The organism is Endozoicomonas atrinae (assembly GCF_001647025.1).
Taxonomy (GTDB): domain Bacteria; phylum Pseudomonadota; class Gammaproteobacteria; order Pseudomonadales; family Endozoicomonadaceae; genus Endozoicomonas; species Endozoicomonas atrinae.
Genome location: NZ_LUKQ02000088.1, coordinates 1 through 22,106 on the forward strand (window position 1 = coordinate 1; position 22,106 = coordinate 22,106).

18 protein-coding genes are annotated in these 22,106 nt (G+C 50.7%); 5 read left to right on the forward strand and 13 right to left on the reverse strand.

The window, feature by feature from the left end; translation table 11 throughout:
* Positions 1-669: 669 nt before the first annotated feature.
* Genes AK963_RS13745 through rsmG form a run of 3 tightly spaced genes read right to left on the reverse strand, consistent with a single transcriptional unit; the run spans position 670 to position 3,064 of the window.
* Entirely contained in the window at positions 670-1,560 is an 891-nt protein-coding gene (locus AK963_RS13745) for a ParB/RepB/Spo0J family partition protein (RefSeq protein WP_066016033.1), read from the reverse strand.
* Positions 1,561-1,563: 3 nt separating this feature from the next.
* On the reverse strand, positions 1,564-2,373 hold the full coding sequence (locus AK963_RS13750) for a ParA family protein (RefSeq protein ID WP_066016034.1): 810 nt from the start codon (positions 2,371-2,373) through the stop codon (positions 1,564-1,566).
* Between the two features lie 16 nt (positions 2,374-2,389).
* Positions 2,390-3,064 carry a 16S rRNA (guanine(527)-N(7))-methyltransferase RsmG gene (gene rsmG / locus AK963_RS13755; protein ID WP_066016035.1) on the reverse strand — a complete coding sequence of 225 codons (675 nt, stop codon included), beginning with the start codon at positions 3,062-3,064 and terminating at the stop codon, positions 2,390-2,392.
* A 225-nt stretch (positions 3,065-3,289) separates the two neighbouring features.
* Between rsmG and AK963_RS13760 the strand changes: the two genes are divergently transcribed.
* Positions 3,290-3,979, forward strand: a complete 690-nt coding sequence (locus AK963_RS13760; RefSeq protein WP_083232640.1) for a DUF2817 domain-containing protein — start codon at positions 3,290-3,292, stop codon at positions 3,977-3,979.
* 69 nt (positions 3,980-4,048) lie between these two features.
* Here AK963_RS13760 and AK963_RS13765 read toward each other — a convergent pair whose 3' ends face one another.
* The 7 genes from AK963_RS13765 to AK963_RS13795 form a co-directional block, all read right to left on the reverse strand.
* Entirely contained in the window at positions 4,049-4,741 is a 693-nt protein-coding gene (locus tag AK963_RS13765) for a YiiX/YebB-like N1pC/P60 family cysteine hydrolase (protein WP_066016036.1), read from the reverse strand.
* Positions 4,742-4,904: 163 nt separating this feature from the next.
* On the reverse strand, positions 4,905-5,732 hold the full coding sequence (gene aroE / locus AK963_RS13770) for a shikimate dehydrogenase (protein ID WP_066016037.1): 828 nt from the start codon (positions 5,730-5,732) through the stop codon (positions 4,905-4,907).
* Positions 5,733-5,750: 18 nt separating this feature from the next.
* Positions 5,751-6,659 carry an oxygen-dependent coproporphyrinogen oxidase gene (hemF, locus tag AK963_RS13775; RefSeq protein WP_066016038.1) on the reverse strand — a complete coding sequence of 303 codons (909 nt, stop codon included), beginning with the start codon at positions 6,657-6,659 and terminating at the stop codon, positions 5,751-5,753.
* A 38-nt stretch (positions 6,660-6,697) separates the two neighbouring features.
* Positions 6,698-7,252 carry an L-threonylcarbamoyladenylate synthase type 1 TsaC gene (tsaC, locus tag AK963_RS13780; RefSeq protein ID WP_139117405.1) on the reverse strand — a complete coding sequence of 185 codons (555 nt, stop codon included), beginning with the start codon at positions 7,250-7,252 and terminating at the stop codon, positions 6,698-6,700.
* A gap of 24 nt (positions 7,253-7,276) precedes the next feature.
* The gene (gene purE, locus AK963_RS13785) at positions 7,277-7,798 is read right to left on the reverse strand and encodes a 5-(carboxyamino)imidazole ribonucleotide mutase (RefSeq protein ID WP_066016039.1); all 522 of its coding nucleotides are present in this window, start codon (positions 7,796-7,798) and stop codon (positions 7,277-7,279) included.
* Positions 7,799-7,909: 111 nt separating this feature from the next.
* Positions 7,910-9,043, reverse strand: coding sequence for a DNA-processing protein DprA (dprA, locus tag AK963_RS13790; protein ID WP_066016040.1), 1,134 nt, complete (start codon positions 9,041-9,043; stop codon positions 7,910-7,912).
* Positions 9,044-9,165: 122 nt separating this feature from the next.
* The gene (locus tag AK963_RS13795) at positions 9,166-10,203 is read right to left on the reverse strand and encodes a LysM peptidoglycan-binding domain-containing protein (RefSeq protein WP_066016041.1); all 1,038 of its coding nucleotides are present in this window, start codon (positions 10,201-10,203) and stop codon (positions 9,166-9,168) included.
* 325 nt (positions 10,204-10,528) lie between these two features.
* Between AK963_RS13795 and AK963_RS13800 the strand changes: the two genes are divergently transcribed.
* From AK963_RS13800 to rsmB, 4 genes are all read left to right on the forward strand, one after another.
* Positions 10,529-12,373, forward strand: a complete 1,845-nt coding sequence (locus tag AK963_RS13800) for an extracellular solute-binding protein (RefSeq protein ID WP_238593729.1) — start codon at positions 10,529-10,531, stop codon at positions 12,371-12,373.
* 99 nt (positions 12,374-12,472) lie between these two features.
* Positions 12,473-12,970, forward strand: coding sequence for a peptide deformylase (def, locus tag AK963_RS13805; protein ID WP_066016042.1), 498 nt, complete (start codon positions 12,473-12,475; stop codon positions 12,968-12,970).
* 94 nt (positions 12,971-13,064) lie between these two features.
* Positions 13,065-14,009, forward strand: coding sequence for a methionyl-tRNA formyltransferase (gene fmt, locus AK963_RS13810; RefSeq protein WP_066016043.1), 945 nt, complete (start codon positions 13,065-13,067; stop codon positions 14,007-14,009).
* Positions 14,010-14,026: 17 nt separating this feature from the next.
* Positions 14,027-15,346 carry a 16S rRNA (cytosine(967)-C(5))-methyltransferase RsmB gene (rsmB, locus tag AK963_RS13815; protein WP_066016044.1) on the forward strand — a complete coding sequence of 440 codons (1,320 nt, stop codon included), beginning with the start codon at positions 14,027-14,029 and terminating at the stop codon, positions 15,344-15,346.
* Between the two features lie 166 nt (positions 15,347-15,512).
* Here the strand turns inward: rsmB and AK963_RS13820 are convergent, their stop codons facing one another.
* Genes AK963_RS13820 through AK963_RS33255 form a run of 3 tightly spaced genes read right to left on the reverse strand, consistent with a single transcriptional unit; the run spans position 15,513 to position 22,060 of the window.
* Positions 15,513-15,926, reverse strand: a complete 414-nt coding sequence (locus AK963_RS13820; protein ID WP_066016045.1) for a hypothetical protein — start codon at positions 15,924-15,926, stop codon at positions 15,513-15,515.
* Positions 15,927-15,929: 3 nt separating this feature from the next.
* Positions 15,930-16,292, reverse strand: a complete 363-nt coding sequence (locus AK963_RS36865) for a D-Ala-D-Ala carboxypeptidase family metallohydrolase (RefSeq protein ID WP_083232642.1) — start codon at positions 16,290-16,292, stop codon at positions 15,930-15,932.
* Positions 16,280-22,060 (reverse strand): hypothetical protein, encoded by a 5,781-nt coding sequence (locus tag AK963_RS33255; protein ID WP_066016046.1) that lies wholly within the window; start codon positions 22,058-22,060, stop codon positions 16,280-16,282. Before AK963_RS33255 ends, AK963_RS36865 begins: the two co-directional genes overlap by 13 nt.
* Between the last annotated feature and the right edge of the window lie 46 nt (positions 22,061-22,106).

Below are 22,106 nucleotides of genomic sequence, written 5' to 3' on the forward strand. Positions count from 1 at the left end.
AAACAACGGCTCAATGTCACAATTAAACGTACATGAATTTACAGGTATGTTCGCTTGATCAATTAAGCATCTTAAATGTTTTCAGCCGAAGCTGATTAACCGATGCAATCGCACAAGCGCCCACACGAATTGTCTGATATCTTGTTAAAGAACTTGGTTAGAATCAGGAGATTCTCAACCCTGACCAGCAGTTGGTGCCGATCAGCAAGGCCGCCTATCTTACCGTGGCGACTTTCGTTGTCAAGCGATCATTTCTCTTCCGGAAAAAGCCGTAGAAGAAAGAAGCTTTCCAACTCGCTGACGTTGCCACTCAGGCCGTGTCAGCGGAGGCGCATCTTACCGCGCCAGCTTGATTTGTCAACCGATTGTTTTTCATTCATTTCAAAACAACCAACTTTCAAACCGCACTTCCCGGTCAGCGATGAATGTTCATTCTGCTGATCCGTGGGTGACCTCTGGGTCAGTCCGTGGAAGTGGGGCGTATGATAGAGAAATTTTGACTTTAATCAATATGCGACAGCCGTTTTACGTAGAATCACCTACACACCAGCTTTATTAATTAAGAAGAAAAGAAGAAAAGAAGAAAAGATAAGTATATGGAGGATAGAGATAGAGTAAGGAGAAAAGCTCCCATAGCTATATATAGGAGCCCCATAAAATTAGCTGCACTTATTTAATGTGCTCAAGAACCCCATCAAGTTCATCAAGCGTATTATAGGAAATCACCAGCTTACCCTTACCTTTAGCGTTGCATTGGATAGCAACCCGGGCACCAACTTTTTCTGAAAGCTCATCTTCAAGCTGCTTTATATTAGGATCAAGGCGCTTAACGGTTTTACCGCCTTTCTCCTTTTCCTGCTGAATTCGGCGAACCAGTGACTCAGTCTGACGAACCGACAATCCTTTTGCAGTAACGGTTCTGGCGACTTCCAACTGGTCCAGTTCACCCAGTGAAAGCAACGCTCTGGCATGCCCCATTTCAAGATCGCCATATTCCAGCATTTTCTTTACTTCAGGATTCAGAGCCATCAGTCGCAATATATTAGCAACAGCAGCCCTGGACTTACCGACAGCCTGAGCCACTTCCTGCTGGGTCAGTTCAAATTCTTTTTGCAGTCTGGAAAGTGCAATGGCTTCTTCAATAGGATTCAGGTCTTCCCGCTGAATGTTTTCGATCAGCGCCATGGCGATGGCCGCTTCATCGGGAACATCGCGAATCAGGGCAGGAACTTCCGCGAGACCTGCCAGCTGTGCTGCACGCCAGCGACGTTCACCAGCAATAATCTCATAGCGATTCTGTCCAACCGGACGAACCACAACTGGCTGCATGATGCCCTGCTCTTTAATACTTTCAGCCAGCTCTTCCAGGGCATCAGAGTGCATGTCTCGGCGAGGCTGGTACTTGCCACGAATCAGGAATTCGACCGGCAGGTCTTTCATTGTCCCATCCTGAGACTCCTTGACCGGTGATGGCCCAGAGAGATCATTAGACAGGGATGCAGGTAGCCTGGCGCTACCCAGCAGCGCATTTAAGTTAGTACCGAGACGTTGTTTCGCCATGTGTTAGTGAGTTCCTGTTTTCCTTTCTGACTTACCATGAAGCCCCTTGATGTCATGCTTCCTAACCAGCTCCCCAGCAAGCGCGAGATAAGCAACTGCCCCACGGGAGTTTCGGTCATAGGCAAGTACGGGCTTACCATGACTCGGCGCCTCAGCAAGTCGAATATTACGGGGAATCACGGTTCGATAGACCTGATCACCAAAATGGTTGATGAGCTGTCTCGATACTTCAGTGGTCAGCGTCATCCTTGGGTCATACATGGTTCGCAGCAGACCTTCGATGTGCAAGTCAGGATTGATGGTTTCCCTGAGGCCGGCAATGGTTTCCATCAGGGCCGTCAGACCTTCCAGGGCATAGTATTCGCACTGCATCGGGATAATCACCCCGCGGGCAGCAACCATGGCATTGATGGTAAGCATGTTCAGGGATGGAGGGCAGTCAATCATGATGAAGTCGTACTGATCTTCCACTTTGGCAAGCGCATCGTGGAGCCTGGATTCCTTGCGATCCATATCCATCAGCTCAACTTCTGCCGCCGTCAGGTCTGCATTTGCACCCAGAACATCGTAACCACCATCCAGCGATGGAAGGATTGCCTCCTGGATATCACAGCGCCCCGTCAGTACATGGTAAACAGACCATTGCTGAGCATGTTTGTCGATTCCGCTCCCCATGGTGGCATTCCCCTGGGGGTCAACATCAATAAGCAGTACACGCTGCTTACTTGCTGCCAGAGAAGCCGAAAGGTTAACGCAGGAAGTGGTTTTGCCAACCCCTCCCTTCTGATTGGTTACCGCGAGAATTTTAGCCACAGCCGTTTAATACCATTCAATGCCTGTTACGCAAAATGACAAGATGACGATCGCCGTCTGTGCCCGGTACATTCATGGGCTCACAGCCAATCAGCTCAATCTCGTGACGATCCATCAATTCCTTTAATTCTTCTTCAGGATATAGCCCTTTCATGGCCAGATAAACACCTGAAGGTGATAATAAGTGTTTTGTGCCATCTACCATGTTAACCAATGAACTGAACGCCCGTGAAGTAATGGCATCAAAAGGTGCGTCTACCTTAAAAGACTCTACCCGGGCATTCGTGACTTCCAGATTCTCAAGCTGAAGGTCCAGTTTTGCCTGAAGCATGAACCTGGTTTTCTTACCATTACTGTCCAGTGTCGTGAATTTTTTCTCTGGATACATAATAGCCAGAACAACACCAGGCAGTCCTGGGCCTGAACCTACATCCAGAATTACCTCACCATTAATATGAGGAACAATGCTCAGACTATCAACAATATGCCTGAAGACCATCTCCCTGGGGTCACGAATGGCGGTAAGATTGTAGGCTTTATTCCACTTATCCAGCAGTAGAACATAACGAGTCAGCAAGTCCGCCTGAACCTGAGATAAATCAAGACCGAGTGATTTGGCACCCTGACAAATGTCCTTCTGTAATGTCTGAGCCAAGGGGTTGTCTATTAATGGTGATTGAGAAACGTTCATTGATTCCTTTAGCCAGCGGACAGTTAAGCCCTGCTGCAATTACGATAAGCTACCTGGACGCCGTCTGGCTTTACTGATGACAATAGATAACCAATCAGTCTATTTCATAACTTTAATAAAATCGACGCAATCATTGATCAAAACCAGCGATATATAAAGTAGGTACTATTTCCACATTAAAACGCAGCCATTGAACGCTGCCAAAACAACTGTACTAATAAGACAATGATTAAGAATAATTCTCTGAAAAAAGGGTTCAGTGTTTGCAACAGGCCAGTTGAAGCCACCGTAACCAGGCAGAAAGGTTTAGACCGATTCTGCTACCTGATTGCGGGGACGCATGGGGATGAACCCGAAGGCATATATGTCCTTGAGCAGTTAATACAGCAAATCAGCAGTGACACGATAAACCTGCCGATGGTGGTAATTCCGGTTCTGAATCCCGACGGTTTAGCTGCAAAAACCCGGGTCAATGCTAACGGCGTTGACCTGAATAGAAACCTTCCAGCCTCCAATTGGTCTCATCAAAAGCGAGGAGAAAAGTATTCTCCGGGCTCACACCCGAACAGCGAACCAGAAAACCGGTTTCTTGTTTCTTTATTTGATAAGTACCCACCTGGGTTTATTCTGTCCTTTCACTCTTGGGTACCCATGCTGAACAGCAATGGTCAGTGCGAAGACATTCTTCAGCTTCTGCACAAGGAAAGCGGTTATCCGATCGTACGAGATAAAATTGAAGATCATCCAACACCAGGATCACTTGGAAGCTATGCCAGTGAAAAGCTGGGTATTCCGGTCTTAACTTATGAGTGTCCTACGTTGAGCGAGGACAAGAGCCTTCAATCCATCTGGCAGGAAAATGCAAAGGGCTTGATCAAACTGATGCAGTCTAACCTGATCAGAAAGCTACTCTAGAAGGCTGCCCGAAAATAGTGCCCATCCAGAGCCCCGTAGCAACGATCTCAGCCTATTCTCAAAAGCCTCCTAAGCCAGTGTTGAACCTGGCTCCAGACTGCAGATATCCTGACCATTCCTTGCCGGAAGCGATCCAAGAATATTGATAGAAACCAGCTTGTCAGAACACGAGAGCAGCGCTGGATGTGAACCGGGAAGCCCTTCCGGTATTTCCTGTCCAATGGCTTGATAATGATCAACCCAGAATGGCATCAGCTCTCCGGTGTCCATATCCCGGAAACTCATGGGTGTTTCCTCAAACAGGAAAACACCCTCATTGGCACTGCGAAAAGCATGAACGATTAGTTCACTGCAGTACCAGCTTTTCTGGTGTTCTTCCTGATTCTGGCTGTAGTGAGGGTCATAGGGTATCGACAGCTGCAGCTCTGCAAACTCGAGAGCATCGGGAACCAGTACCGAGTAATTCGATGTCAGTCGACAGATCAGAACACAAGGCCTGCCATGGTTATCCAAAACCGAGTTACTGACAAAGTCATCCAGAGTGGTTTTCTTTACCCTGGGCATAACAGCTTCTATAACCATGCCATCTCCGTCGTAGAGAGCTACATGATTAATAGCTGCACCGTCTCGACCTGCAAAGAGTCGACTGATAACCCATTCGGCTTCCCCGCCTGAACGGAGCTGAAAAATAAGGTCACCTGGTAATAGGTCTTCAGCAATCACTGTGGCTGGCATCCCAGTGGCTGGCAACGCTTTATCCATAACCTATCCAATATTTGAAAATCATTCTGTGATGAGCAGACTTACGTTATAAAAAACAGCTTAGGCTAGCATTCAACACAAACTGTGATTATTCAAAAGGCTGATAATCTCGTAATGGCGGAAGTTTTAACATAAAAAGCCATGTTCAAGAGTATAGAGCTTTTCAGGCTATTTCATTCCGCAGCAGGTCAAGTACATTTCGAGTATCAGGACGAACACCACGCCAAATGGCAAACTGCTCTGCAGCCTGCTCAACCAGCATACCAAGTCCATCAATGGTTTTACCCGCCCCCTGCTCACGACACCAGCGATTGAACACAGTTTCCTCTGCACCGTACATCATGTCATAGCAGCAGGTGTTTTGATCAACCACATGACCAGGTATTGCCGGCATCTCTCCCTGAAGGCTGGCCGCTGTTCCGTTGATAACCAGGTCAAAACGACCTTCTATATCTTCAAACCCATTAGCTGAAATAGCTTCACCAGGAAAGAGTCCAACCAGTGTATTGGCCTTGCTACGTGTTCGATTGGCAATGACAACTTCAGCAGGTTGCTCGGAGAGTATAGGCTCAAGTACCCCCCTAACGGCACCGCCGGCGCCAAGTATAAGCACTCTTGCGCCTTTAATAGTTACACCGTTATTTTCTTTAAGGTCTGAAACCAGACCAAGCCCATCGGTGTTATCCCCATGCAGCTGGCCATGCTCGTCCTGCCACAAGGTGTTTACAGCCCCGGCTTTTTCCGCTCGCGACGTTCTCTTTTCAGCTAACTGCCATGCCTCTTCCTTAAACGGTACAGTTATGCTTAACCCAAGATCGCCATTTTCAAAGAATTCATCAATTGCTTTTTTAAACCCGTCAACATCAACCAGCATGGCTGTATAACGCAGACGTTGATCGGTCTGGTCGGCAAACAATGTGTGAATTACAGGTGATTTACTGTGGGCAACAGGGTTCCCCATTACCGCATAACTGTCTACCGGACCAGCCATGATTCAGATCCTCTTAATTTATACCCAGTCTTTTGGCTTTAAAAATTCTTCATACAAGCGAGCCTCATCGGTGCCAGACTCTGGACTCCAGTTGTAATCCCAGCGTACATGAGGAGGCAATGACATAAGAATAGACTCTGTACGACCACCAGACTGCAGACCAAACAAAGTACCCCGGTCATATACCAGATTGAATTCCACATAACGGCCACGACGGTACTCCTGGAAACGCTTGTTCTCCTCGGAGTAAGGCAGCTCTTTACGGCGCTGAACAATGGGCAGGTAAGCATCAATATAACTGTCACCAACCGACTGCATAAACTCAAAGCAGCGTTCAAATGGCCACTCATTCAGGTCATCATAGAACAGTCCGCCAACCCCCCTTGGTTCATTTCGGTGTTTAAGAAAGAAATAGTCATCACACCATTTCTTATAACGGGGGTAGACCTCGTCACCAAACGGCTCACAGGCTTGTTTGGCTGTCTGATGCCAGTGTTTGCAGTCCTCTTCAAAGCCATAGTAGGGAGTCAGGTCATAGCCACCACCAAACCACCAGATCGGATCTTCTCCTTCTTTATGAGCCATCAGCATTCGAACATTGGCATGAGAGGTTGGCACAAATGGATTATCGGGATGAATCACCAGAGAAACGCCCATGGCCTGAAAACTCCGACCAGCCATTTGTGGACGATGCGCCGTGGCACTGGCAGGTAGCTGATCCCCTTTTACATAGGAAAAATTTACTCCTGCTTTTTCAAAAACCTTACCGCCTTCGAGAACTCTGGCCTTACCGCCACCACCACCATGGTAATCCCACTGGTCTTCTCTGAAGGAGCCCTCCATTTCTTCTGCTTCAATCGCCGTACATATGCGATTCTGCAAATCCAGGAGGTATTGTTTTACGAGATCTACAGACGGTTCTGACATCTTGGAACAAGCCTTTTATCCATTAAATTTGAGCAATATTAGCCTGCCCGTACTAGTTCACCTGAACGCAGGTCTTGAATTTTGGAGGGTGTTTTCTGTCCTCCGGTTTCGCCGGGAACAATACCATCGAGAAGAGAGCCAAACTCTTCCTCAACGCTTGAGAACGTTAACAACGGCTCCTTACCGGCAAGGTTTGCTGAAGTAGACACGATCGGGTGTCCAGTTGCTTCACATAGCTTTCTTACCAGTGGGTGAGCAGTGATACGAACGGCAACTGTATCAAACTGGCCTCTGACCCAATCGGGTGCCCAACTAGCAGGGTCTGGAATAAGCCAGGTATAAGGACCTGGCCAGGTTGACTTCAGCCTTTCTCGTTCTTCTGAAGAAAGAGGATCAAGTAGCGATGCAAACTGATCCTCTGAGGAACCAATCAGAATCACCCCTTTCTCAACGGGTCGCTGTTTGATTTCAAGAACTCGATAAACAGCCTGATGGTTCCATGGGTCACAGCCCAATCCCCATACGGCTTCAGTGGGGTAAGCAATGACGCCTCCATTTCTAATTATTGTTGCTGCTTGATTTACATCCATCATGAAAACTTCTCTCAGGGATAAGCCTCAGCCATTTAACTGCTGCTGAAGAACGGCATCTTTTGCAAGAACCGCTTCTGCATTTGCCTGACGATCCATTCGTAGTCGATTTGCCAGATCTTTATCATTCAAAGCAATAATCTGGGCGGCCAGATAGCCAGCATTGATTGCTCCCTCTTTTCCCAGAGAGACCGTAGCAACGGGAATTCCCCCGGGCATCTGAACCGTTGACAATAGTGCATCCAGCCCTCCCAGAGGACCATCTCCAATAGGAACACCAATGACCGGTTTGATGGTAAGAGAAGAAACAACACCGGCCAGATGAGCGGCCATTCCCGAGCAGGCAATAAAAGCAGCTGCCCCACGGTGATCAGCATCCTTCACGTAGCTCTGAGTCGCCTCAGGCGTGCAATGTGCCGAGTAAACCTTAATTTCTACAGATACATCGAGCTTCTTCAATACATCAGCGGTGAGCTGGACCATGGGGATATCCAATGACTCTGAACATGAGCCAGCCCCAATCAAAATCGCAACAAACGGCCTCGCCATCAGTATTCTCCGAAACGTGATCGGTAAGGCTCGCTAGTCTAGCAAGAGAAGTTCAGAAGCAACAGACTGAACCTAAGACCTGGATACTTTCAGCAGATTCACTTAAACAAATCAGCCAAGACGTATAAAACCACCTGTTGTGGACTCTATGACGCCATCAAGCTCCATTTCTGTAAGAACTACGGAAAGCTCTGCAAAAGGAATTCCGGACAGTGTGCTGATTTGATCCGCACTGACGACATCAAACCCCATCACTTCTATCACTTTAAGTCGCAAAGGGTCTGTTTCCTTTCTACTGGAAGTCGATGGAGTGAACTCGTTCATAACACCATGCAGCTGTGGGGCAAGTTCAATTAATACATCATCAGGACTTTCAACCAAAACAGCGCCTTCTCGAATCAGTTTATGACATCCCCGGCTCAACGGATTCAGTACCGAACCAGGTATGGCAAAAACCTCCCGCCCCTGTTCCGCTGCCAGTCTTGCAGAGATTAATGAACCACTTTCAAGAGCCGCTTCAACCACCAGAACCCCCAGAGATAAACCGGACAATATGCGATTTCGACGGGGAAAGTTACCAGCGAAGGGTTTCGTTCCCAATGGGTATTCGCTGACAATGGCTCCCTGACTGGCAATCAACTGATAAAGGTCCTTATGCCTTGCTGGATAAACCTGATCCACACCGGTTCCCAATACCGCCACAGTGCCTCCATAGCACCCCAGTGCCCCTTGATGAGCAGCGGCATCAATACCAAGAGCCATCCCACTGGTAATAACCAGACCACTTCTTGATAAGTGTTCACAAAATTCCTGGGCAACCCGACGACCATTTGGTGTAGGCCTTCGGCTACCAACAACTCCCAGCTGTGGCTCACTAATTAACTGGCTGTTACCCATTACGTAGAGCACAACTGGTGCATCAGGAAGCTCTTTCAGAGCGCTGGGATACAGAGAGGAGTCTGGTGTCAGTATGTGATGAGCTTGACTGGCTTGAAGCCAAGCATGTGTCAGGCGTAACTGTTTCTGAATGGATGAGTCTCTGTGCGCATTAGCCAGCAAACTAGCAAGGTTATCTGGAATAATACTTTTCAGTTCACTAAATGATGCAGAAAAAAGCTGACTGGGATGTTGAAATTTTTCGATTAACTGACTGGATTTGATGGGTCCCAAGCCGGGAATAAGGGAAAGCGTTAACCAGGGGAGCAGTTGTAACCAGTCCTTCTGGTCTGTATCAGTGTATATCATTGAATTCTCTTTCCGGAGTTGTGTGGCTTATTCTGGTTATTAACAGCTCTGTCCAAATAAGCCACACATCCAATGAAGCACCCTGTAAAACATCCGGGCTGTATTTTTGAATAAATGGTTACTTATGGCTGTGGGCTCCGGAGGATATAGCCAACTTCAATATCCTCTTTAGCTGATAGCACAATACCATAGCTCATTTTTTCAAAAGGTCGATAAACCATGACTAAGCCTACTCTCTCAGATGGCAGAGCAACCTGTTCATCAGTAAATGGGTCATAGGCTTCCTGTGTCTTTCGGTAGACGGCCAGAATATCACCCTGCCTGAGGCTCTCCCGTTCCCCTTTATTGATAACGACTGTATCAAATTTGGAAATCTTTTTAGCATTGTTCAGGTTAGCTGTGACAATGCCCTCTACAGGCGCAGCCGGCGCTCTTGGAAAAAACGTTGTAACCAGTCCGCTGGCATCCTGCTTAACCAGTCTATCACCAGGTTTCATCTCCATTTTACTTTCCTGAACTACCATGGAGGCAACACCTTCCCTGACACGACTTAAATTGATGGTTCCGACATCAATACCAATAAGCCCCAGCAGTTCATCCGTTTGTGGATCAGTAATCTGTTCACCACGGCGAACGACATCAAACCGTATGGTCTGGCCGGCAAAATCTCCCCGTGCGTATATTTTATCGCCAGTCCCTGATGCCAGCTTGCCATCTTTCGCAGCAAACACATAAGGCGAGCTGTTCAGTTGCTCCTCACTGGAAAATACATGACCACCTTTTAAATAACTGTGCACAGCACTCAAGGGAATCGCAGGGATTGCAGACTCTCCAGGCATTACCCGGATTTTTGGACTTAATTTAATCGTGCGACCAGGGCCCCCTCGACTGGAAATCATCAGCCTGGGCTGACCATTGATATAAACCAGACTGACAACATCTCCAGGGTAAATCAGGTGAGGATTCTCTATCTGGGGGTTAGCATGCCAGATTTCCGGCCATAACCATGGGCTGTCCAGAAAGGTAGTGGATATATCCCACAGGGTATCGCCCTTTTCAACGGTGTACCTGCTGGGGGAGTCTGCCTTTATCGGGCTGTCGTATGCCAGTCCCAGGGTGGACATACAAAGCAGGATTCCTGCCAGAGCAAAGCGTCTCATTGTCGTCCCGATTCCTTGAATAGTTTTTAGTTTAAGCAGCTTAGCGCCGGTATAAGTCGTTAACGGAAGTTCGGCTACCTCTGCTTCTTTTAGCCAAGAATGATCGCTGCACCAAATTTCCGCAGTTAGAGCATCAGAACAGTGTATCAACCGCTTCAGCCTGTGAGCAATCGGCTCTCTTTTAGTTCTCGGCTTTAGTACCTAATTCTCAAGATCAGGTCACATAAATAGCGATGCATTCTCAGCACTTGATCAGGAAGAATGAGACTACTATTTGTAGTTTCCTGAGCCAGTATCCCAATGTGGGTTGGATAAAGGAGCGACTTTGAAACAGAAAAGCCTGATGTTTCTGGCAGCTTTAGTCTCTGTTGTTAGTTCGTTGGTGATGGCAGAAACAGCTCCCATCACACAAAAATCACACGGACTATCCCGGTTTGATGACCTTAAATACCCGAAAGATTTCAAAAACTTCGATTACGTAAACCCTGATGCCCCCAATGGCGGAAAACTCAAAATTGCCGCTATTGGTATCTTCGACACCTTAAACCCTTATTCCCAGACCGGTACTCACATCACCCAAATCCCCCCGCTTAGCTTTTTTACTTTAGGTTTCCTGGGTTTGAATGAACCCTTAATGGTGGGAAGTGGCTCATACAGCCCTACAGGCGATGAGGCCAAGTCTGCCTATGGCCTTATTGCCGAATCCGTGGAGTATCCTGACAATAACCAATGGATTACCTTTAACCTGCATTCCAATGCCCGTTTTCATGATGGTCATCCAATTACGGCAGAAGACGTTGAGTTTTCCTTTGAGCACCTTCGCACAAATGGTCCGATCAAATATCAGATTCAGCTTAAGCCCATTGAGCGTATGGAGGTTCTTGATAAACACAGCGTTCGCTTTCACTTCAAATCCTCTGGAAACAGAGACCAATTGTTCTGTGCTGCCGAACTGCCAGTACTGCCTGCCCATTACTGGAAAGATGAGCACAATGAAAAATCAAAACTGAAACCTCCACTGGGCAGCGGGCCATACAAAATTACCCATGTAGAAGGAGGCTCATCAGTTACCTTCACAAGGGTTGAGGATTACTGGGGGAAAGATCTGCCTGTTAATCAGGGTAAGTACAATTTCGACCAGATAACCATCTACTTCTATCAGGACCTGACCATTGCCTTTGAAGCATTTAAAGCGGGTGTTCTCAGTCTCTACATCGAACCCATTGCCAAAAACTGGGCCAAAGCCTACAACTTTCCAGACATCAATTCTGGCAAAGTGAAAAAGGCTGAAATACCCACCAAAATGATTATTGGCAGCCCGATGATCGTCTTTAATACCCGCAGGGCTCCTTTTGATGATATTAGAGTTAGAGAGGCGATTGGCTATCTGCTGGATTTTGAGTGGAGTAACCGAACACTGTTCGAAAACTCCTATACACGGGCAAACAGCTACTTTCCAAATTCGACTTACGCCGCCTCGGGAATACCTATTTCTCATGAACAGGAATTATTAGAACCCTTTCGCAAACAACTGCCAGAAGCATTGTTCCAACAACCATTTTTATCCCCCAAAACCAAAGGTGATGGTTCAATAAGAAACCAACAGCAACAGGCGCTCACTTTACTTAAAGAAGCAGGATGGCGGCTTCAAGGCGGTAAGCTGGTTAACCAGAAGCAAGAGCAGCTAACGTTTGAGTTAATTACTTACAGTCATATGGTGGACAGGGTTATTTTGCCTTTCAAAAAGAACCTGGCCAGCATCGGTATTGAGCTGAAATACCGGGTTATCGATAGCAGCAACTACTTCCAGAGAGTGAGAAAACTGGACTTTGATACCGTAGGAAACGCCTACCCACTGGGGCTCTCACTTGGCAGTGAACTTTTCAGGTACTTTCACTCCAGTAACGCGGATATACCCGATACCCAGAATCTGGCTGGCATAAAAAACCCTGCAATAGATGCGCTTCTGGAGAAAATACCCAATGCAGAGAACCAGGAGGAGTTGGAAAACATTATTCACAGCCTTGACCGGGTTCTGCTCTGGAATCACTACGGTATTCCACTCTGGTACTTTGGGAAAGTCAGAGTTGCCCACCAAAGCAATATCAAGCGACCAGGTGTGGTCACGGATTACCCCATGATTATCAATACCTGGTGGCAGGCTGAGTAAGCCCGGTTTAACAGACCCTAGGTACAGACTGAATTTGCGGATATACTGAAAGGTCAACAAACTACTTTATTCGTTGACTCCGTCAACCTGAGATCACTGATGGCTCTACTGGAAATACTTGAATACCCTGACCAAAGACTTCGCACGGTTGCCAAGCCGGTAGTAGAGGTCAATGACGAAGTTCGCCGTATCGTTGATGACATGCTGGAAACCATGTACGACGCCAAAGGCGTTGGTCTTGCGGCTACACAGGTAGACATTCATCTGCGCATCGTGGTTATGGACCTTTCTGAAGAAGGTAACGAGCCTCAGGTTCTCATCAACCCCAGCTATGAGCCCATTGGCGATGAAAAGTCCGACCTTCAGGAAGGCTGCCTGTCAGTACCCGGATTTTATGAACTGCTGGATCGCTACTCTCAAGTAAGACTCACGGCTTTAGATCGCGATGGTAATGAATACACACGGGATTATTATGAGTTGGCGGCAGTCTGTGTCCAGCACGAGCTGGATCACCTGGAAGGTAAACTGTTCATTGACACCCTGTCTCGTTTGAAACAGGACCGTATCAAGAAAAAGCTTGGAAAAAGAAAGCACTGATTAAAAGCCAGACCGATTAAATTCGTATAACGGTGTATTAGATACACCGTTATCAACCACTTTCCGATACATAGCCTCCTAAGTAACAGGCCATATGAAAAGCCTTCGAATTATCTTTGCCGGGACCCCAGAGTTTGCCAGTGCACACCTCCAAGCCATTCTGGATAGCCAACATCAGGTTATTGCTGTCTACACCCAGCCGGACAGACCTGCAGGGCGTGGTCAGAAACTGATGCCCTCACCGGTCAAATCGCTGGCTCTTGAACACAACATTCCCGTTTTTCAGCCAAAGTCTCTCAGAAATGAAGACGCTCAGAAGGAACTTGCCTCTCTGGATGCTGATCTAATGGTTGTTGTTGCCTATGGGTTGATTCTGCCACAGGCCGTTCTCGACACTCCAACACTGGGCTGCATTAATGTGCATGGCTCCATCCTTCCAAGATGGCGTGGAGCAGCCCCTATTCAACGAGCTATTGAAGCTGGTGATACTGAATCGGGTGTCACCATCATGCAGATGGATGCTGGGCTGGATACTGGAGACATGTTGCTGAAAGCCTTTTGTCCCATCCATCCAACCGATACAGCATCCAATCTTCATGACCGTCTGATTGAAGTGGGTCAGCCTGCGCTTATTCAGTCCCTTAATGACATTGCAGGCGGCAATATTCATCCAGAAAAACAGGATGACAAGCTGGCTAACTATGCCCATAAGATGAGTAAAGAGGAAGCACGGCTGGACTGGCAGAAGTCAGCGCAGGCTCTGGACCAGCAGATTCGGGCATTTAATCCATGGCCTGTGGCGATCACTGCTCTGGATGACACTAACATCCGTGTCTGGGAAGCAACGGCTCTGGAAGAAAGTTCAACCGAAGAGCCCGGAACCCTGATCAAGGCAGATAAAGATGGTCTGGATATTGCCTGCAGTGAAGGCACTCTTCGCATTAAACGACTGCAATTGGCAGGAAGCCGTGCAATGACTGTGCAGGAGCTGTTGAACAGCAAAAAAGCGATGTTCAGCACCGGAAAACAATTCAGCTAGGCTCTTTTTTACCTGATATGGCTAAACAATCTTCTGTTCGTCAGTTAGCAGCACGGGCGATCACCCGGGTAACCCTGGGAGAATCACTGAGCTGTGTACTGCCGCAGTTACAGGAAAAGCTGTCCAAAAAAGATCAGCCGTTATTGGCTGAGCTTTCCTATGGAACACTCCGTTACTATCACCGGCTGGATGCCTGGCTTAAGTTCCTTACCGAGAAACCCCTTAAAGAAAAAGAACAGGATATTCATAACCTGATTCTCGTTGGTCTTTATCAACTCTTCTTCACTCGCATTCCTCCCCACGCCGCCATTGGTGAGACGGTACAGGCGACCCGTACGATGGGGAAAGCCTGGGCCAGAGGCCTCGTCAATGGCATTCTCAGAAATGCCCAGCGCCGGTTTGAAGAGTTGAATGATCTGGAAGAACGCAGCCCGGTTTGCGGCTGGTCACACCCAAAATGGCTGATCAATACCATTAAGCGGGCCTGGCCAGAAGATTATCAGGCCATTCTGGTGGGTAATAACCAGCCTCCGCCCATGACCCTTCGGGTTAATGAGCAGAAGATAAAACCCTCCAGATATCTGAAAAAGCTGCTGGATGACTGTATACAGGCAAAACAATCCAAAATTGCCCCGCAGGCCATTACCCTGAGCAGACCCTGTTCCGTTGACAAGCTCCCCCTGTTTCAAGAGGGAACAGTCAGTGTTCAGGATGAATCAGCCCAGCTTGCTGCGACCTTAATCCAGGCGAAACCCGGTGACCACATTCTGGATGCCTGCTGCGCTCCGGGAGGCAAGACCTGTCACTTACTGGAACTGAACCCGGATATTACGGTTGATGCATTGGATGCTGATAGCACTCGCCTGGAAAGAGTCGGTGAAAACCTGCAAAGACTGGGTTTGACGGCGAATGTTCTGTGTGGAGACGCTACGGATCCAGACAGCTGGTTCCCGGGAAAACAATACGACCACATCCTTCTGGATGCCCCATGCTCTGCGACCGGGGTTATTCGTCGCCACCCGGATATCAAACTGCTGAGAAAGTCGGAAGACATTGATGCGTTGGCTCAGCTGCAACAGAAAATCCTTAAGGCAATCTGGCCTCTATTGAAGCCCGGCGGCACGTTACTTTATGCCACCTGTTCAATCATGCCTCAGGAAAACCATCTGCAGATTGAGGGCTTCCTGTCAGAGACCCCTGATGCCAGATTGCTACCCATTGAGGGTCAATGGGGTCACAATACAGGGTTTGGTAAGCAATTATTCCCAGGCAACGGCGGCTCTATGACTAGTGGCGACGGATTTTTTTACAGCCTGATGGCAAAGATGGATTCCTAAATGAAAATCAACCATAAAACCCTTAAGCCTCTAACAGCCTGTTTTTAAAGGAATTTACAGCGCATTTATTGAGAGCAAATACTTTATTACAACAATTTTTTACAACAATCGAATTTCATCAAACCTGATCCTGTTTTTAACAACAAAGATCAGGTTTTTTACAACACTACCCCCTCGCCCGATCCCCGAACCACCAACTCACGGCTGTCGTGGCCAGATATAATGTCTCAGTGCGTGGCATAGTGTATGCGAGCAGTACCAGGCCAAGAGTAAGAGCAGGACGGACAAGACGAAGCAGGTTGATAACCCATTGATCAGCGTTGCCCGTGTTCGAGTCATGAGTGTATGAAGCCAGCCGGAGGTCGGCGGCGTTTTGCTCGATGAGGATTTTCTGTTCATGTTCCCGCTCCTTCGATTTGAAGGTGTGTTCCAGTTCAAGGAGGCGGAGTTCCTGTTCAAACTCCAGCTTCTTTTCCTGTAGCTTCTGCTTGCGTTCGAAGAAGCCGAATAGTTTCCCTGCCAGAGAACCGATCAGTCCGGTTATCCCACCTGCGGCTGTCCCTGCTAGTAGCTCGATCATTGATTACCACCTTGCGTAATAATGTCTGTCGTCGACGTGGACGAAGGTTTTATAGTTCTGGCCGATCCCTTTGAAGCCTGCCTGTATCGCCAGACGGATCAGCTCGCCCTTGTGAAAGTTGCGAAGGCTGATGTCGAAGGCGGTGGCAGGTCGGTTTTTTGTCGATCGGTGTTGTGAGAGTGGCGCTCCACCAACTCGGGCATTGTGCGCCGGACACCGGCAGGCCGAGTTGATGAAGATGGGGCGTCGTGCCAGGCGTCGAAGGGTTTCCAGTTTCGAGAGTGCCTGTGGCGAAACGTAACAGGTGCCGCAACCACACCGGCACTCAAGTTCTTTTCGTGTGAAGTGTTTCGTCAGTCGCCCCATTCATTCTTCTTCCATGAAGAGTCTCCCCAACTATTATCCCACTGAGATTTTTTCTTTCGTCCTGTCGCTTCGCCAGAGACCGCATCGACGAACCGCTCACGGAGGTTCATGTTCTGCCCTGCGAAGGGTACCGCGCCGATCACTTCACGGGCGGCCTGCCGCTCCTTGGCGTTGGAGTTGTCCGAAGCGTCGGTGAGGCCGGAGTAGATGTTCATGCTCTTGGCGGCGACGTTGCTGACGGTGGGGCCGAACACGGTGCCGAGGATACGCATCTGGCCGTAGGCTCCGTTGTCGGTTTGCTGGGCGACGTCGTTGACCATGTTGGCCAGAAGACCGAACCCGCCCATGTGCAGCATGGATTCGTAGTACCAGCCGAGGAAGTCGTCCTGGTTGCCGTGGATTTCCTGGTCGTAGCCCATGGACTTGAGAATGTTGCGGCTGCGAAGTTCGGCAGACTGACCGTCGTCACCGCCTCGGGATTGAACGATGTCTTTGGCGGCGAGCGATGCTGTGGCAAAGCCTGGGCCGACACTGGCGAACATGATGGCCGGTTTCCAGTTGCCCTGTCTCGCTTCGTCGACGCCGTACTTTGCCAGACGTCCCATCATGAGCGGGAAGGACTTGAACTGGAAGATCAGCGATCCCCAGGGAGTCTGTGCCCATGCAGGCACGTCGTTAGGGTTAGGGGCAAAGATGCTTTCATTGGCGAAGCGGATCAGTGCCCCCCGAACCTGTTCGTTGTTGAGCATGTCCATGGAGTCGAGGGACGGTGCCCCTGGCTGGGTGAACTCGTTCAGGCCGAGCCGGTTCAGGAACCGCTTGGCGGTGCGGTACTGGGTGGGCTGCTGGTCGATGGGAAGTCCTGGCTTGTAGAACCGGTTGAGGCGCTTCTGTTCCGCCTTGACGGATTCAAAAGCGATGGCTCCTGCCACTTCACGCATCATGTTTGTCCAGGGGGTGAGCAGGGAGGCGTTGAAGAAAGCCTGCGACGCATAGGTGGTGTCACCGCCGTAGAGGTACTGCATACGCTGATGGACGATGTTCTCGATGGCGACGCCGGTGTTCTGGATCGCGGCGCGGTAGTCAGGGTCTTTGGCGAAATTCTTCATGGCCTTGGCGAAGGACTTCATGTCGCCGGAACGGATCAGGGCCAGAGCCGGATCACCGAAACTGGTGAGGGTGGTGTAGCCCAGCAGTGAAATATTGTTGAAGGCTTTCAGGGTTCGCACGAAGCCCATGGCCTGCGAGTTGAACGGATCGTTGGCGGTCATCGGTTTGTGCTGCACCGACTGGATCACCGCCAGAGCCTTGCCCAGTTCCGTGGCGTCGACGCGGTGATTGTTCCTGCGGACGTCGAGGGCGTTGACGATGGCGTCGATGCGCTTGAGATGGGCGTCACTGGGCTGGTTGCCGAACTTCTCGATCAGGAAGGCGCGGGCACCCTCTTTGCCGTGGCGGTTGAAGATATCTTCGGCTTCCTGCGCCACGGGCAACGCCTGTTCGTGGGTACTGAACGGGCGGCGCAACAGCGTGGTCTCGATCTCCATTTCGCCAATGTTGTTCGAGGCGAGGGGAACCTTGATGTTCTTGGTGTGAACTCGGTTACTGGAGAGCAGGTCAGCGATGGCTGAGGTGGTGTTCGGAGCCTGTACCAGATTGGTGTAATCGTAGAGGGCGTGGTTGCCGACGCCGAACTTGTTGGTGAAGTCGATTCTTCTGGTCGCCGTGTCGAAATACTTGGTGACGACGGATTCCAGATCGGACTCAAGGAACGGCTCAAGCTCGTCGAGGTGAGCTTTGAACCGCTCGTCGTCGAGGCGAATGATACGCTGGAAGTCGATGTGGTCGCCCTTGGCTTCTCGTGATGCACCAGGGGTGGGAATGTACATCCCATCGTCGTTGACCAGCTTGTCGTACATGCGGGCGGCAGACTCGCGGGCCTGTTCCCAGGTGAGCGGGTCGAGCTGGCCAGAATGGGAGTCGGCCATGAAGTAGCGGGCCATGGCGTCCATGAATTTGTCAGGGTCTTTTTCGAGGTGCTCCTTGCTCCAGATTTGCGGGAAGTAGTTGTGCTTGATGTTGCCCATTAAGACACCGGCCTGCTTCATCTGGTCGGCGATGGATTCAAACTCGTTCCGCATTTTGTTGTAGATCGCGTACTCCTGTGGCTTCAGGGCTTGTTCGGCGGACGACCCTGGCTTACGACGCAGGGCTTTGACGATGCGCTTGTAAGAGTCGGGTTGTGAGCGGTATCGCTTGAACGGGTTGCTGGCCCGTGCCCATGAGACAAGCTTGCCAGAGGCGTCGGGCAGTTTTTTCAGGTCGCGGAAGATGGGTACTACGATACCGCCGAGGTGCTGACCAATGCGTTCGTAGTGACCGAGGCCGTCGCGGGGTGCCAGCCAGTCGGAGAGGAACGAGTCGTTCCACCTGCGCCAGCGGTTTGCGTTGCTGGCGATTTGCAGGGGCATACGGAACTTGGAAATTTCGCCACCCTCTTTGGTGGTGATCCTGCCACGAATGATATTGCTGATGGCATCGGTGAGCTTGCTGGGTACCCCGAGTTTCTCAAGACCGTTGGCGATGGAGCTGAAGCCGAGAGCGTTCATCGGGCCGTCGGAGTCGATGGCTCCGTTCATGAGTGCGCCGTTGATGTTGGCTTCGTGGGGGATGGCGTCGTAGCCGGTTTCGCCAGGGTTGAAGTCGTCGGAGTCGAAGTGTTTGACGGACTCGGGTTCGAACATGGCCAGAGCGTCATGAGTGGTGTCACTGTAGGCGATGCCCTTGTACCCTTTTGCCTGCATGGCCTGCGCCCAGTCGTCACCTGGGGCCACCTGATACATCAGGTCGAGGAACTGCTGACCGGTAGGCTGTTCAGTCTGCGCCACTTGCCGGAGGGTGTTGAGCTGCTGCGGCGGCAACATGGACTCAGCCACCTCGAAGATCGGGTGACTGGTGTCGATCAGGGTGGACGCCCGCAGGTTGATCAGGTCGTTGGCTCGCACGACAACCGGCGTCAGTGTGGTGGTGAAGTCTATACCCATGTCTCGCAGGGCGGACTCGATCACGGCCTCATGCTGTATCAGGGCATCGAGGCGGGTCTTCAGGTAGGGCCGTTCGTTGTTGTTGAGGTTGCGGGTTGTCTGGCTGATCTGCTGACGGATATTGGCCAGATCATCGGCCATTAACAGGCCGTCGGCCTCCCGCTCGCCCAACCCCACTTTTCGGATATGTTGGTTTAGTGCCTGCTGCATGGCTTTATCACCCATCTGGGAGCGGGCGATGTCGGCGTTGCGGTTGAGGTAGATCGCATTGCCCAGTGCGCCAGAGGTGAACGGTTCGCTGTTCTCGGCGCTGGCGTTGTGCCAGAAGATCACCGGTTGATCGGTGGCTTCGTCCCACCCTTCCCCGCCTCGGGCGAACTTCTTCATGTTGGCGACACGAATGTCGTCGACATCCCTGAGTCTTGCGTTCATGTAATCGGCGGCGTAGGCAGAGGCGACGGATTTACGCTTGCCGTAGGGGTTGGGATTAACGGGTGCGAGCATGTCGCCGTAGAAAGAAAGCCTGCGGTAGTACTGCTTGATGGATTTATTACCGATCAGTCCGTTGGTGAGGTAGGCGATCGCTTCGATAAGGCGGTCGACCATGGTGGATATACGACCACGGAGTCTGATCTTGTCGCCCCCCTGACCGGTGCGGTACGCCCAGATGTCACCCTTGGCGACACGCTCGGCCATGTGGTTGGCCATGCCTTCCACGAACCACTCTTCGACCTGGGTGTCGACATTGCGGTCGCCGTACTTCTGGATAATGCGCTGCTTGATCGGGTCGTTGGACTCGCGGAACAATTGCGCCATATGGGCTTTGTCCGCGTCGTCGAAGAGGGTACGCATAGTCATGTGACCGATCTCGTGCATGAGATCAACGGGATCGCTGACGCCTTTGGTCAGGCCGATGGCGAACTGGCGCTGCTGTTTGCGAAGCTGGTTGAATGCTTCGCCAGAGAGGTCAGCGAAGGTAGCGGTCGCGTTGGCCGGTGGTGTCTGGCCGATCATGCGGTAGAGGTCAGCCATGGTGAGAACGTCGGTGTTGCTGGCCAGATCACCTTTGGTGGCCTTGCCGAGCAGGTTGATCATGCGAAACGCCATGGTGCGAAGGACGGACTGAATTTCAGGGTCGCGGTGAGTCAGGAAAGACAACATCTGTCGAACATGAGCCGGAGCGTTGGCCGGAATGTCGGCGTCCGGTGAGATGCCCTTGAAGGCGTCCTGCTCGATCGTGATGGCTTCGCGGATACGGGCGTCTTTCGGGGTGAACAACGTGAACTCGTCACCGCCTCGCGACTGGTGCCCCTTCATCTTTTTGCCCTGGGATTTGATGTAGAGGCGATAGACGATCTGGTCGATGGTGTCACTGTCGGCACTGTCGACGGCGGTGCGAAGCGTACTCACCAGTTGATCCTGCTTCATAGGAAAGAGATCGCTGCGGATTTTCTTCGGCACGTTCTTGATCGGAATTTCGGTGGCCTTGAGTTTCCTGATGATCTCCTTGGCGGCGTCCTGCGCTTTGCCGGTACCCTTGTTCTCGATGACAATGGTGCGGAGTTCGTCGAGGGTGACTTTTTTTACGGAGGTGCCGGTGTCCTTGCCAGAGGTATCAGGGCGGCGCTTGCCGGTTTTTGCTTCGGTGATGGCAGCCTCCACGGCTTTCTCGTCGAGGGCGTTGCGGTCGACGTACTGTTTACGAGCTTTGTCGTACACCTTGTCCAGCACTTCGGCAGCGTACTGGGTCTTGTTTTTAAATTGGGTACCCGAGATCAGGGTATCGTCTGCCACGGCAATGCCGGTGCCTGCATAGAAGTCCCACTGCAACATCTTCTGCACTTTGGGAATCAGGTCTTTCAGGGGCGGCGATGGCAGACCGTGAGCGGGGTTGGGTTCGCCCTCTTCATAGAGTTTGTACAGGCCGTCGTAGTCGATCTCGCGGATATTAATGTCCTGGGTGTCGATGAACTCGATCTCGTCGGCACTGTCGGCGCTGGCTTTGCGAATGCGCTTGGCCAGACGGAGGATTTGATGGGCGGCACCCTGCATCTCTGTGTGCAGCGGTGAGAGTACCGAGAAGGCACCGGAAGAGTAACGCTGCTGATCCTGAGTGCGGAGGTGGGCCATCAGGTTTTTCGGTGCTGAGACCGAGTTAAAGAAGTTGGCCAGCTCTTCAAGGGGTTCATGGTCGGCCACGGTTCTCATGGTTGGGTCGAGGTTGTCACTGACCTGAGTGGTGAGGTCTTCCAGCTCGACTAAACGACGATGAGAGTGTCTTGCTGTGCCCTTGGTCAGTGCTTCCACTTCCTCGGTGGTGACGTCGGCGGCGCGTTCGATGACGCGGGCTTCGGGGTTGGCCTTGACGATTTTGGCCGCGTCAGAGAGGGCGTCAGGGTCGGGTGCGATTCTGGCAAAGATCGGTTCCAGGTCAGGGCGAACGGGTTTGCCGTAGAAGATGGCGTTGAATACTTCTTTGACGTACTCGACCACACGACTCCATAAACTTTCCATGCGTTCTACGTTGATGGTGCCTTCACCCTTGAGCTTGCGGGCGAACCAGAGATGGAACTGATTGGCAAAGAGTTCGCCAGGGGCGTAGAACTGATCGGCTCCGGTACGGTTGGCGTCACCTTTGGCAATGTTGCTGTAGATGGTGTCACTGTTGATTTTCTCGAAGTCGACCTTTCCGTCACGGTAGTAAGTGGACTGGAACCACTTCATGAAGTCGAGCCGCTCGGTAGGCGTGAGCAGGTTTTCAAACGACCAG

Bases quoted from the DNA above. Each gene is read 5' to 3' on its own strand.
- AK963_RS13745 (WP_066016033.1), bottom strand. From the start codon at position 1,560: ATGGCGAAACAACGTCTCGGTACTAACTTAAATGCGCTGCTGGGTAGC.
- rsmG (WP_066016035.1), bottom strand. From the start codon at position 3,064: ATGAACGTTTCTCAATCACCATTAATAGACAACCCCTTGGCTCAGACA.
- AK963_RS13760 (WP_083232640.1), top strand. From the start codon at position 3,290: ATGATTAAGAATAATTCTCTGAAAAAAGGGTTCAGTGTTTGCAACAGG.
- AK963_RS13765 (WP_066016036.1), bottom strand. From the start codon at position 4,741: ATGGATAAAGCGTTGCCAGCCACTGGGATGCCAGCCACAGTGATTGCT.
- aroE (WP_066016037.1), bottom strand. From the start codon at position 5,732: ATGGCTGGTCCGGTAGACAGTTATGCGGTAATGGGGAACCCTGTTGCC.
- hemF (WP_066016038.1), bottom strand. From the start codon at position 6,659: ATGTCAGAACCGTCTGTAGATCTCGTAAAACAATACCTCCTGGATTTG.
- tsaC (WP_139117405.1), bottom strand. From the start codon at position 7,252: ATGATGGATGTAAATCAAGCAGCAACAATAATTAGAAATGGAGGCGTC.
- purE (WP_066016039.1), bottom strand. From the start codon at position 7,798: ATGGCGAGGCCGTTTGTTGCGATTTTGATTGGGGCTGGCTCATGTTCA.
- dprA (WP_066016040.1), bottom strand. From the start codon at position 9,043: ATGATATACACTGATACAGACCAGAAGGACTGGTTACAACTGCTCCCC.
- AK963_RS13795 (WP_066016041.1), bottom strand. From the start codon at position 10,203: ATGAGACGCTTTGCTCTGGCAGGAATCCTGCTTTGTATGTCCACCCTG.
- def (WP_066016042.1), top strand. From the start codon at position 12,473: ATGGCTCTACTGGAAATACTTGAATACCCTGACCAAAGACTTCGCACG.
- fmt (WP_066016043.1), top strand. From the start codon at position 13,065: ATGAAAAGCCTTCGAATTATCTTTGCCGGGACCCCAGAGTTTGCCAGT.
- rsmB (WP_066016044.1), top strand. From the start codon at position 14,027: ATGGCTAAACAATCTTCTGTTCGTCAGTTAGCAGCACGGGCGATCACC.
- AK963_RS13820 (WP_066016045.1), bottom strand. From the start codon at position 15,926: ATGATCGAGCTACTAGCAGGGACAGCCGCAGGTGGGATAACCGGACTG.
- AK963_RS36865 (WP_083232642.1), bottom strand. From the start codon at position 16,292: ATGGGGCGACTGACGAAACACTTCACACGAAAAGAACTTGAGTGCCGG.
- AK963_RS33255 (WP_066016046.1), bottom strand. From the start codon at position 22,060: ATGAAGTGGTTCCAGTCCACTTACTACCGTGACGGAAAGGTCGACTTC.